The sequence below is a fragment of the Armatimonas sp. genome, from assembly GCF_043757465.1.
Taxonomy (GTDB): Bacteria; Armatimonadota; Armatimonadia; order Armatimonadales; family Armatimonadaceae; genus Armatimonas.
The window spans coordinates 1-11,499 of the sequence record NZ_JAYVPL010000160.1 but is presented as its reverse complement, the minus strand read 5'-3'; the positions used below and the strand labels follow the sequence as shown (position 1 = coordinate 11,499).

The following is an 11,499-nucleotide window of genomic DNA, read 5'->3' as shown; positions in this document are numbered from 1 at the left end:
TTACTTTAACGCGACGATGGCTAAGCCATTTCGTTGGACTTATACCGGGAAGGTTTTGACTACCTAATATTATCAAAATTTGTGCCGAGCTGTACTAGAACCATCAAAGGGGGGCTAAAGCACGCCTGAGCTCCGCGAGGGTCTCGGGGGAGGGTTTGAAGGCACCCGGTCGGTTCCCTTCCGCGATCTGCTGCGGGGTCCAGCCGTACTTGTTGGCGCGGTTCCATATCTTGCTGTCCGCGCCGTGGCTCGCCAGAAACGCGACCACTTTCGGAGCGTTCTTGTAGGCCGCCCCATGCATCGCCGTCTCGCCGTTCTTGTCCACCGCATTGATATCGGCACCGAGCTTCAGCAAGTACGCCAGCACCTCCATCATCTCATCTTCCGTACCCGCTTCCTCGCCCGGTGCTTGGGTGCCAAACCCCGCGGCGACCACCAAGGGCGGGCAGTTGTCCGCATTGGGAATTTTCGGGTCGGCTCCGAGTTCTACTAGTAGACGCATCAGAGCTAGATCGGCGGTGTGAGCGGCAAAGAGAAACGGCGTAGCGCCAATCTCGCTGAGCTTGCCGCGCCCGGAGTCTTCGCGCGTGAGTCGGGCGTTGACATCACCGCCGCGCGCGACCAGCTCTCGGACAAACTGGAGGTCACTGATTGCGCCCGATCCGAGGGGCGGCGGGTCGCCATCGGGGCCGTCGCCGGTGTTGGGTCGGCGAACCCAGGTAAGGGCATGCAGGGCGCTATAGCCCGAGCGCTGGTCGTTGGGATCGGCACCGGCTCTGAGCAAGTCTACGGCTAAGGCGAAGTGCGCGTTCTCCACCGCCAGCAGGAGCGGGCTGGTTCCTTTGCGCGGGGCTTTGCCGCCGGTTCGCTGCGTCTGCATGACGTCTTTTACGTCAATACCTGCTCTCAGAAGCACTTGCACCACGTCCCGATGGCCCTCCCGCACGGCGAAAAACAGCGGCGTAAAGCCCGAGGGGAGCGGTGTGCGAAAGTCCGCCCCGGCCTGGATCAGGAGCTGCACCACTGCTGTGTGTCCCTCCGCCGCCGCCCACAGGAGCGCGGTCTGCCCGCTACGCTCCTTGGCATTGATGTTCGCTTTGCGTGCAAGCAGTGCCCGCACGGGCCCGACTTGGCCCGTGCGTGCGGCGGTCATGAGCGCGGACTCGCCACCGAGGAGCGTCGTGTTGGAATCTGCTCCCGCCTGTAGCAGCAGCTCAACCAGCTCCGTGTTGCCCGTCGTGCAGGCCAGGGAAAGCGGCTTCACGCCGTAGCGGTTGGCAGCGCTCACGTCGGCATGGGCACTTAGTAGTCGCTTTGCCGTCGCTAGATCGCCGTGGTGGGCAGCCCAGTGCAGAGCCGTCATGCCGTCGGCCTGAGCCGCATTGACCTGAGCGCCTCGCTGTAGCAGAGCCTGAATGCGCGGTCGGTCTAGCCTTTCCACGGCATCGGCCAGCGGCGTGTCTCGCTTGTTTCTCATACCGCCAGCGGCTCGAAGAGCGCGTCCATCTTGCCGTTGCTGTCGCCAAACTGGTTGAGGCGAACCCCGACTTTATCGAGCAGGGTTAAGTGCAGGTTCGCGAGCGGCGTGGGCTTGTCGTACTTAATGTGCCGCCCACCCTGCATCTTACCTGCGGCACCACCCGCGACAATGATCGGCAGGTTCCGATGGTCGTGGACATTGGGGTTGCCCATCCCACTTCCGTAGAGAACCAGCGAGTGGTCGAGTAGTGAGCCGTCGCCTTCCCGTGTTGCCTTCAGTCGCTCCAGGTAGTAGGCGAACAATGACACATGAAACTGGTTGATCTTCGCCATGCGGGCGATCTTTTCCGGGTCGTTGCCGTGGTGGGTTAGGGGATGGTGCGCCTCGGGGACGCCAATCTCCGGATAAGTGCGATTGCTGGTCTCGCGCGCCAGCTGGAAGGTGACCACGCGGGTGATGTCGCCTTGAAGCGCTAGCACCTGCAGGTCGAACATCAGTCGGGCGTGGTCGGCGTAGGCAGTGGGCACCCCGATCGGGCGATCCAGGTCCGGCAAAGCGTTTTGCTTGGCATCGCCTTCGGCCTTCTGGATTCGCAGCTCGACCTCGCGGATGCTCTCCAGGTAGCCACTCACACGGGCACGGTCGGCGGGGCCAAGCTGGCGTTTCAGGCGAGTGAAGTCCTCGCTCACGGCATCGAGCAGGCTCGCTCGTTTTTTCAGTGCCGCGCGGCGCTCGGCCAGGCTTCCTCCCTCGCCAAATAGGCGCTCAAAGACAATGCGAGGATGCGCCTCGGCGGGCAGCGGCGTTGTGGGCGACGACCACGAGAGGCAGTTCTGGTAGACGCAGGCAAAGCCATTGTCGCACTGGCCGACAGTCGCCAGCAGGTCCATCGAGAGCTCCAGCGACGGCAGCTGTGTCTCTTTGCCAAGCTGCTTGGCCGCGATCTGATCCACCGTCGTGCCGAGATAGTAGTCGGTGCTCTCGGTGTGCTTAGCCTTGGCGGCGCTCAGAAAAGCGGAGTTGGACGACGAGTGCGTGCCCGGGTAGGCATTGAGCAGCTCCAGGTTACTGATAATGCAAACCTCGTCTTTTAGTTTCTCCAGAGGGCTCAGAGTCGGGGAGAGACGGTCGAGTCGCGTGGCATCAGGTGGCGTCCAGCGCGTAATATCCGAGCCCATTGGCATGAAGACAAACCCCAGGCGGCGCAGGCGCGCGGGGTCTGCGGGTGTTGTTGCCAGCGCCGTCATCGGTGCTACCATCGCATCGAGTAGCGGCAGTGCCAGCGTGGCTCCCGCACCACGCAGTAGCGCCCGGCGGGGCAGGGCTCGTTTTGTAATGATCATGGCATTTTCCTCATTCGAAAGGGGGGACTGTTCACAATTTCCACAATAAGGGACGAGAACCGGTAGTTGTCCACCTTTGCTTGGCGAACGATATTTCTAACTGCGGGCGCGTCTTTTTCGTCCACGATGCGCCCCAGACCGAACATCAAGAGTCTCTCTGTCAGGGTGCGGACAAACAGCTCCGGGCGTTTGCGAAGCGCCTTCTCTAGACCGGTTACCCCGTTAAACTGGCTCCCATCGGGTAGACCGCCGCTCGTGTTGATCTTGACACCCTCTTCAAGCTCCCGCCAGCGCCCGATCGCGTCGAAGTTTTCCAGCGAAAAACCGACGGGGTCCATCCGGCTGTGACAGCTTCGGCAGGCGGGGTTGGCTCGGTGCTCAGCGAGGCGCTCGCGCCCCGTCAGATTTGCCGCCACGGTGTTGTCTTTCAGTGCAGGCACATTGTCAGGTGGCGGCGGCGGCGGCACGCCCAGCAGGTTTTCCAGCACCCACTTGCCACGGATCACCGGGGAGGTGCGCGTCGCGTAGGACGTGACCGTCAGGATGCTCCCCTGGCGGAGTAGCCCGCCGCGTTGACGGTTATCGGCCAGCGTGACACGGCGAAAGCGGCTGCCATAAACATATGCAATGCCGTAGTGCTTGGCGAGGCGCTCATTGAGGTAGGTGTAGTTGGCGCTCAGCAAGTCAAGCACACTGCGATCCTCACGCAGGATGCTCTCAAAAAACAGCTCCGTTTCCTGACGAAACGCCTGCCGTAGGTTATCATCAAAGTCGGGGAAGAGGCGCAAGTCAGGGGTCACCGAGTCCAGATTGCGCAGATGGAGCCACTGGGCGGCAAAGTTGGTTACGAGCGTACTCGCACGGGGATCGGCCAGCATGCGCCGCACCTGAGCCTTCAGCACCTGCGGACGGCTGAGCTGCTTGTGCTCCGCCAGAGTGAGGAGCGTATCATCGGGAATGCTGCTCCATAAGAAGAACGAGAGGCGAGAGGCAAGCTCACTCTCACTGATCGTGTAGGCGGTCTTGAGTGCGGCCCCGACACGATCTTGCTCAATGTGGAACAGAAAGCTCGGGGAGACCAGAATCGCGCTGAGCGACATCTCAATCGCACTGTCGAACGTGCCCTCGGTGCGAGCCTGATGGAAGAGCCGCAGAGGCGTCTTCAAGTCCTCCGCGGCGACCGGACGCCGATACGCTCGTCGCATGAGCTGAGAGAGAATGCGGCGGGCGCACGCGTCTTCCTCACCAGAATTCTTGGGGCGACAGATAAAGATCCGGCGGCGACTGGGTGTGTCACCTAGCGCTTTCACATCGTAGGGCCCGGTAATCGAAACTTGAAAGACGGCGGGGGCGAGGCGCGGGTGCCGGTGCAGGTTGAAGTGGGCGAGGTAGGGTTGCCGTTTGGTTTCCTGAAGCGTGGACGGTTTCTTCACAAATGTCACGCCCAGCAGGTGTCGCCCTGCGGTCACGGTGATGCGCTGTTTCAGGTGCTGATCTAGCTGTGTGTGCCCCTCGCCGCTACGCGGCGGGCGAATCGTGAACAGGCCGCGTCGCTCACGATCCAGCAAGATTTCCAGCTCGTGTGGCTCGTGTAGCCCCTCGACTTCTTCATTGCGATCCCGGCTCAGACGAACGGCGACCTCGTACTCACCACTTGAGGGGAAAGTGTAGGGAATAAGTGTCCCGCCACGCGTGCCAATCGGCAAGCCAGGAACATGCTCCTCCTGTGTGCGATCCGCGGGAAGCCGAATCGTGTCGCCGCCGGGAGTGCGTCCCGGTGATCCCACGGCCAGGCGGCTGATCTTCTGCGCGGCGGTCAGATAGCGGTCCATTAGAGCGGGGGAGAGATCGCCGACCGCCACGTTATCAAATTTATTGCTCGCGGTCTCACGCGGCAGAAGCGCGGCACCATCAATTTCCAGCGCCAGAAGATCGCGAATGGCGTTTTGATACTCGGTCTGGTTCAAACGCCGAAAGGTCTCGGTGCGGCCAGGCTCGGGGTGCGCTGCCGCGACTCGGTCTAACGCGGACTCCAGCCCCACAGCAACTGCTTCATAGCTGCGCTCATCAGGACGTTTTTGATCAACGGGCGGCATCTGCCGTGCACGAAGCTGGCGAACGACACGCTCCCAAACCTCGGGGTGTCGGTCAATCGCCTGCTTGCTGAGGGCATCCAGTCCCAGCCCTCCCGACTTGTTGCGGCTACTATGGCAGGCGACACAGTACTGCTGGACAAAGGGCGCTAGCGCGACCGGCGAAGGCTGACGTGCGGCCTGCAGGGTCGCACGACTCGCACTGATCAGCCCACCGGCCAGAAGCAAGAGTGGCATCAGCCCACCTATCCAGCTCCTGAAACGACTGCGTTCATATTGCACGTGTCTATTATGCCCGAACAAAAGAAATACCTCAACTTTCTGTCGCTTTAAATCGGCGGAAATTTAATATATGTGTTATTATGACAATTATTATGAGCGATGCAATAACCACTTCTCGAATTCTTCTTTCGATTGCCGTGGGTGATGCCTACGGGGCGGGTTTCGAGTTTGAGACTCCCGAGGTCGTCGAGAGCGAGAACGACGGCAAGCACTACCGCAAGCGCGTGGGGTTTACGCCGGGGCACTACACCGACGACACACAGATGACGCTGGCAATCTGGGAAGCTGTGCGCCTGGGTGAGCCCTGGACACCGCGCTACTTAGCCGATAGATTTGTCTACGTCTACCACCGCGACCCCCGTCCAGGCTATGCCCGCGGCTTTGAAGGCGTCCTAAAAGAGTGCAAGAACGGCACCGAGCTACTTGCGAAGCTAAAACCGACCAGCGACCGCAACGGTGCGGCGATGCGCTCGGTACCACTGGGGCTCTTGCCGAGTGTCGCGAAAGTCAAAGCCTACGCTAAAATCCAGGCGGCGATCACGCACAACACGCCCGGCGGGATCGCCTCATCGCAGGCCGTGGGATTGATAGCGCACTTTGGCTTCAAGCGGCTCGGCAAGCTCCGCGAGCTGGCGGCGTTCTTAGAGAAACACGTTCCGGGGACGCCTTGGAGCGAGCCCTGGCGTGGCCCGGTTCCTCTCCACGGGGTTTCCACAGCCCGCGCCGCGCTCACCGCGCTTCTGGCTTGCCGTAAGCAGTCGGACTTGCTTCGTGCTGCTATTGCCTTCACCGGAGACACGGATTCTGTGGCCGCGATTGCCCTAGGATGCTCCGCGTGCTTCATCGAGTACAAGCAAGACATTCCCGCCGTACTGATCCGCGAGCTGGAAAACGGCGCGTATGGCCGGGACTACCTTACCCGGTAGAGCATTTCTCCGGCTTTGGGGACATAGAGAATGCCTTCGTCTTCTTTATCTTTGTAGTCGTCTATGTTGATCGTGCGCCAGTCGCGGTAGCCGAGGTTGATTTTTTTGCAGAGTTCTTCCGAGAGGCCGGTGGCAAGGGTGACTTTCACACGGGGCGTCTCGACACCGTTTTCGTAGGTGCCGACACCTTTGACATGGACGCAGTGCGCCATGGTGCCCCAGGGCTCGTCTTTGAACGTCTCCCACTGCGCGAGAAAATAATCGCGGACATGGTACCCAAGGCGCTCGATATGCTCGCCGTGGGTGGCGGAGATCTCGTGGATGTGGGGGGCGTAGATAATCAGCTCGCCGCCATCGGCAACCACGGGCTCTAATTTATACATGCACTTGCCACCCACCCAGAGCTCGTCGTACATCGGCGGGGCGCAGGAGAGCACGGTGTGAAAAGCGCGGGGCATGTAGGTGATATGGAGCGCGTCGCTGAGATCCGAGGCGCTATCCCAAGCCGCTTCGGGAGAGCCCGCGTAGAGTCCGGCCAACTCGCCCTTTTCCACCACCATACAGAACGCGGTGCGCGGAGTCGGCACCATCGCCGCAGCCCGATCCACCACCTTTCGCACGGGAGTCCACTTGTGTCCGATAATGAGTGGGTTGCTAATCACCGCCCCCAGCCAGTGGAAGAAATTCAGCACCTCGGGGCCGGAGATTCCGGGGAACAGATACTTGTTTCCCCCGGAAAACCCGACGACTTCGTGTGGAAAAACGGGGCCCAAGATCATCAGGCGATCGTAATCGTAGATGATTTTGTTGATGCGCACCGGAACGTCCATCGCAAAGAGCCCGTCGGAGAGAGTGGAGATTTCTTCGCTGGGAATTGTCCCGAGGTACGCCAGGGCATTGGGATCGTCCCAGGCATGGTTCAAAAACAGCACCGAGCCGTAGGTTTCGTGGCGCTGCTCTAGCGTGATCTCCAGCCGCTGGCAGATCTCGGGCTCGCTCATCGGGCGGTGGGTGCCCAGGGCGATCATGATGTCCAGGTGCGCTCCGGCGGCGTGGGTCTGGGTGTAGATCTCGCGAAAGAGCCAGCCGACCGGCGCGGTGCGGGTGGCATCGGGGACGATCAAGAGCAGGCGCTTGCCGGAGAGCTCTAGTGTCGCTAGGGTCTGCGCGACGATCTGCTCCACCTCGGTTTCGGTGAGGGCGCGGTCGGTGAAACCCAGCCCAAAGGCACAGTCTGTCATGGTGCTACTATCATACCTGCCCCCACCGAGACATGGCTTGCCTCATCAATGAGAATCAAACTCCCCATTGTTCGATTGACTGTGTAGGCATCCACAAAGAGCGGCGATGCCAGCCGCAAGCGCACCTGCGCGATCCCATTGGCTGTAAGCGGCCCCGTGGCGGGAATATGCTCCAGGGTCTCAATATCCACCACAAAGTCAATTCCTGTTACCATTCCCAGCACTTCACGGCTGGTGTGGCGCACCCGGTAGCGGGCATTGAGCTGCAGCGGCGCGGTTGCGAGCCAGCAGAGGGTGACGGTGAGCTCTTGCGCCACGGTGGGCGGAGCGGCGACGGGCGCGAGTAGGTCTCCGCGGCTCAGGTCGAGGTCGTCTTTAACCCGCACCGTGACACTCTGCCCCGGCTCCGCGACTTCGAGCGACTCATCCATGGTCTCGATGCCAACAATCTCCGTCTCGATTCCACTGGGCAGCGCCACCACACGCTCCCCAACCCGGAGTGCTGCACCGACCACGCGGCCTGCGTAGCCTCGGTAGTCCGGGAAGTCGGGGCTCTGGGGGCGAATCACGTACTGCACGGGAAAGCGCGCGGGGCCGGCTTGCTCGGGGGCTTCGAGGGTTTCAAGCAGCTCCAGCAGCGACGGGCCGGAGTACCAGGGGAGCCTCACGGAACGCTCGACCACGTTATCGCCGTGTAGTGCGGCTATCGGCAGAAAATGCACCTGCGCTGTGGGAGCCAGCCGGGTTGCCACTTGCTCCAGCGCCGTTTTCACACGCGCAAAGGCCGCTTCTTCGTAGCCGACCAGATCCATCTTATTGACCGCAAACACTAGGTGCGAGAGTCCAAGCAGCGCTGCGAGATAGGCATGCCGCCGGGTCTGCTCCACCACGCCTTGCCGCGCATCCACTAAGATCACCGCGACTTGTGCCGTGGACGCACCTGTGACCATGTTGCGGGTGTACTGTACATGCCCCGGCGTATCGGCGATAATAAAGCTGCGCCGTGGGGTCGCAAAGTACCGATAGGCGACATCTATGGTGATCCCCTGCTCCCGCTCCGCACGCAGGCCATCGGTCAGTAGCGCAAGGTTCACCTGCTCCTCGCCGCGCCGCAAAGATGCCCGGTGCAGCGCATCCAGCTGGTCGTCGAAGATGGCTTTTGAGTCGTAGAGCAGGCGGCCAATGAGCGTGGATTTCCCATCGTCCACGCTCCCGGCTGTGGTGAATCTTAACAACTCCATGGCTTAGAAATACCCCGTGCGCTTTCGGTCTTCCATCGCCGCCTCGGAGCGCTTGTCGTCGGCGCGGGTGCCGCGCTCGGTGGTGCGGGCCGCGGCAACCTCGGCGACAATCTCCGCAATCGTGGAGGCGGGCGAGTCCACGGCCCCTGTGCAGGTCATATCGCCAATCGTACGGAAGCGTACCCGGCGCTCAGTGACCGTCTCCTCGGGCAGGCGCGGGAGAAGTTCGCTGGCGGCGAGCACCATGCCGCTTCGCTCAAAAACAGGGCGTGCGTGCGTGAAGTACAGCGAAGGCATGGGGATGTTCTCTCGCTGGATGTAGCGCCAGATATCCAGCTCCGTCCAGTTGGAGATGGGGAAGACCCGGAAGTGCTCGCCGGGGGCTTTGTGACCGTTAAAGAGGTGCCAGAGCTCGGGGCGCTGGTTTTTAGGGTCCCACTGCGAGAACGCATCGCGGTGCGAGAAGAAACGCTCTTTAGCCCTAGCTTTTTCTTCATCACGTCGCGCTCCCCCCAGGCAGGCATCCAGCCCTAGCTCGTTAATCGCATCCACCAGGGTCACTGTCTGCAAGACATTACGACTGGCATAAACGCCACTCTCTTCTGTGACCCGTCCCGTGTCTATTGAGTCCTGGACGCTGCGTACGAGTAGCCGTGCCCCAAGTTTTTCGGCCCAGGCATCACGGTAGGTCAGCGTCTCCTCAAAGTTGTGCCCCGTATCAATATGCATCAAGACAAAGGGAATCCGCGCGGGCCAGAAGGCTTTTCGGGCCAGATAGCTCAGTACAATCGAGTCCTTTCCGCCTGAGAAGAGCAACGCGACGTTCTCAAACTGCGCTGCGACCTCGCGCAGCACATAGATGCTCTCCGACTCCAGCTCATCCAGATGACTGCGTGTCACAGCTCCCCCCTCGCCTCCAAAAATGCCAGTATCATTGCCACACTCTGCTCCGCACTCTGGCTCTCACTGCTCACACGAATCTCGGGGTTTTCAGGGGCTTCGTAGGGATCTGAGACCCCCGTAAAGTGCGCTAGATCTCCCGCGAGCGCCTTGGCATAAAGCCCCTTCACATCGCGGCGTACCAGCTCCGGGAGTGAGCAGTCCACGTGCACCTCCACAAAACTCGCGCCAATCCGCTCGCGCGCCGCCGCCCGCGCCTCGGCGTAGGGTGAGATCGCCGCGACGATCACATTGACCTCGTTGCGGGCGAGCAGCTGCGCCACAAAGGCGATCCGTGCCACATTGGTGTCCCGGTCTTCTTTGGAGAACCCCAGTCCCTTTGAGAGATTCTCGCGCACCGCATCGCCATCGAGCACCTCGAGTTTCGCGACACCCCGTGCCCGTAGCGCCTCCGCCAGCCCACGCGCGACTGTGGTCTTGCCTGCGCCACTCATACCCGTAAGCCAGATAACGAAGCTCATTTCTGTTGCCGCGCCCGCAGTCGTGACATAAAGACCTCGTAGCTTAAGCTTAAACCATTCTCCTTGATGGGATCGTGCCCCCCACGTAGGGCAACTTCGCTGGCATGCCACGCCTCTAGCTCACTCAGAAGCGCCTCGCGCACCTCGGGATGTGCGTCGGCGACATTGTGTTTTTCACAGGGATCGTTCTCTAGATCAAAGAGCAGCAGCTCGGGATCGCGTGGCGTGCCGTGTAGATGGGGCAGGGGCTTGCCGTGGGCATCCTCCACAATCGGCTGGATGAGCTTCCACTTCGGCGTGCGAATGGCAAGCGATGCCTGCCGCGACGACTCAACACAAAAAACGCGCTCCCTGCCCGCAAACTCCTCGCCGTGTAGCGCCGGTGCGAAGCTCTGGCCGGTGAGTTCGTAGCGTGTCGGAAGCTCCCAGCCACAGAGCCCGGCGAGGCTTGGTAAAATATCCTCGGTGGAGACGAGAGTCCGTGTGCGGCCTGGAGCAGCACCGGGGATTTTTACCATCAGTGCGATACGGGTCACGGCATCGTAGAGGCCGTGGTGGTCGAAGTGAATTGCGCCCTCGCCAAACGCCTCGCCGTGGTCGCTCATCAAGACAAAGATCGTGTCGTCCCAAAGGTTCTCTTGCTTCAGATGCGCGATCAGTCGCCCGACTTGTACATCCACGTAGGAAATCTCGCCGTCATAGAGCGCCACAAAAGCGGCGTAGTCGTCGGGGTGCTCACACTTCATCTCGCCTAAGAACGCCTTGTAGTACTCGGGCGCATGGGCGTAGACCTCGTCCATTGTGTAGTTCGTGCTGCCGGGAGTGTAGTGCATTGTGTTGTAGGGCGCGGGCGGGCCGTAGGGCGTGTGCGGATCCCAGAGGTGGCAGTAGAGAAAGAACGGCGTTTGTTTGTCCTGCTCGCCGATAAACTGGATCGCCCGATCTACGAGCTGCTCGCTCTGATTGGTAAAAGGCGCGTAGAGAAACCCAGAGTAGTGATCAAAGCCCCGTGCAAACCAGGAGCCCTTGCCGCCGCCTTGAATAACTAGATTATCAATTCCAATTGTCGTCCAGCCCGCCTTTTGCGCGAGCTGTGGCAGAGTTTGAACACTCGCCGCCACACGCTGCTTCTCTCCGATATGGGCGACAATCCCATGCCGATACGGATGCAAGCCGGTGAGCATCGTCGTAAACGATGGCATGGTGGGGATGCCCGCCGCAATCGCCTGCTCAAAGGCCACCGACTCCGCCGCCAGCGCATCAATCTGCGGCGACGTGTTTTTACCATAGCCATAGCACCCGAGGTGGTCGGGCCGCAGGGTGTCTATGGCTAAAAGAACGACATTCATAACTTATCCCCTAACCCCCGCTAGGCGCTAATCTTGTCCCATATCTTTTCCCGACAGGGCTGACATCGCCATTTGCCAGCCCTCTTCCAAACCATCTAAACGACGAAGCCCAAGCCACAAACT

General features: G+C 60.9%; 9 protein-coding genes. 1 reads left to right on the top strand and 8 read right to left on the bottom strand.

What is annotated here, in order from left to right; genetic code table 11:
* Window positions 1-103 precede the first annotated feature (103 nt).
* From ACH2ED_RS22890 to ACH2ED_RS22880, 3 genes are read right to left on the bottom strand one after another with little or no spacing between them, the layout of a single operon-like run.
* Complete coding sequence (locus ACH2ED_RS22890; protein ID WP_395095069.1) at window positions 104-1,477, bottom strand: ankyrin repeat domain-containing protein; 1,374 nt, start codon at window positions 1,475-1,477, stop codon at window positions 104-106.
* The gene (locus tag ACH2ED_RS22885; protein WP_395095068.1) at window positions 1,474-2,823 is read right to left on the bottom strand and encodes a DUF1552 domain-containing protein; all 1,350 of its coding nucleotides are present in this window, start codon (window positions 2,821-2,823) and stop codon (window positions 1,474-1,476) included. The genes ACH2ED_RS22890 and ACH2ED_RS22885 overlap by 4 nt, the downstream gene beginning before the upstream one ends.
* Window positions 2,820-5,198: a DUF1592 domain-containing protein gene (locus ACH2ED_RS22880; protein ID WP_395095067.1), complete on the bottom strand. Its 2,379-nt coding sequence runs from the start codon at window positions 5,196-5,198 to the stop codon at window positions 2,820-2,822. Before ACH2ED_RS22880 ends, ACH2ED_RS22885 begins: the two co-directional genes overlap by 4 nt.
* A gap of 92 nt (window positions 5,199-5,290) precedes the next feature.
* On the opposite strand from ACH2ED_RS22880, the gene ACH2ED_RS22875 reads away from it, so the two are divergent.
* Window positions 5,291-6,124 (top strand): ADP-ribosylglycohydrolase family protein, encoded by an 834-nt coding sequence (locus ACH2ED_RS22875; RefSeq protein ID WP_395095066.1) that lies wholly within the window; start codon window positions 5,291-5,293, stop codon window positions 6,122-6,124.
* Here the strand turns inward: ACH2ED_RS22875 and ACH2ED_RS22870 are convergent.
* The 5 genes from ACH2ED_RS22870 to ACH2ED_RS22850 are packed head-to-tail and all read right to left on the bottom strand — an operon-like array spanning window position 6,109 to window position 11,376.
* Complete coding sequence (locus tag ACH2ED_RS22870) at window positions 6,109-7,365, bottom strand: lactate racemase domain-containing protein (RefSeq protein WP_395095065.1); 1,257 nt, start codon at window positions 7,363-7,365, stop codon at window positions 6,109-6,111. The genes ACH2ED_RS22875 and ACH2ED_RS22870 overlap by 16 nt on opposite strands.
* Entirely contained in the window at window positions 7,362-8,606 is a 1,245-nt protein-coding gene (locus ACH2ED_RS22865; protein ID WP_395095064.1) for a sulfate adenylyltransferase subunit 1, read from the bottom strand. The genes ACH2ED_RS22870 and ACH2ED_RS22865 overlap by 4 nt, the downstream gene beginning before the upstream one ends.
* Window positions 8,607-8,609: 3 nt before the next feature.
* Entirely contained in the window at window positions 8,610-9,506 is an 897-nt protein-coding gene (cysD, locus tag ACH2ED_RS22860) for a sulfate adenylyltransferase subunit CysD (protein WP_395095063.1), read from the bottom strand.
* Window positions 9,503-10,027, bottom strand: a complete 525-nt coding sequence (cysC, locus tag ACH2ED_RS22855; RefSeq protein ID WP_395095062.1) for an adenylyl-sulfate kinase — start codon at window positions 10,025-10,027, stop codon at window positions 9,503-9,505. Before cysC ends, cysD begins: the two co-directional genes overlap by 4 nt.
* Window positions 10,024-11,376, bottom strand: a complete 1,353-nt coding sequence (locus tag ACH2ED_RS22850; RefSeq protein ID WP_395095061.1) for a sulfatase — start codon at window positions 11,374-11,376, stop codon at window positions 10,024-10,026. Before ACH2ED_RS22850 ends, cysC begins: the two co-directional genes overlap by 4 nt.
* Between the last annotated feature and the right edge of the window lie 123 nt (window positions 11,377-11,499).

Coding starts and splice junctions, on each gene's coding strand:
- ACH2ED_RS22890 (WP_395095069.1), bottom strand. CDS start 1,477: ATGAGAAACAAGCGAGACACGCCGCTGGCCGATGCCGTGGAAAGGCTA.
- ACH2ED_RS22885 (WP_395095068.1), bottom strand. CDS start 2,823: ATGATCATTACAAAACGAGCCCTGCCCCGCCGGGCGCTACTGCGTGGT.
- ACH2ED_RS22875 (WP_395095066.1), top strand. CDS start 5,291: ATGAGCGATGCAATAACCACTTCTCGAATTCTTCTTTCGATTGCCGTG.
- ACH2ED_RS22870 (WP_395095065.1), bottom strand. CDS start 7,365: ATGACAGACTGTGCCTTTGGGCTGGGTTTCACCGACCGCGCCCTCACC.
- ACH2ED_RS22865 (WP_395095064.1), bottom strand. CDS start 8,606: ATGGAGTTGTTAAGATTCACCACAGCCGGGAGCGTGGACGATGGGAAA.
- cysC (WP_395095062.1), bottom strand. CDS start 10,027: ATGAGCTTCGTTATCTGGCTTACGGGTATGAGTGGCGCAGGCAAGACC.
- ACH2ED_RS22850 (WP_395095061.1), bottom strand. CDS start 11,376: ATGAATGTCGTTCTTTTAGCCATAGACACCCTGCGGCCCGACCACCTC.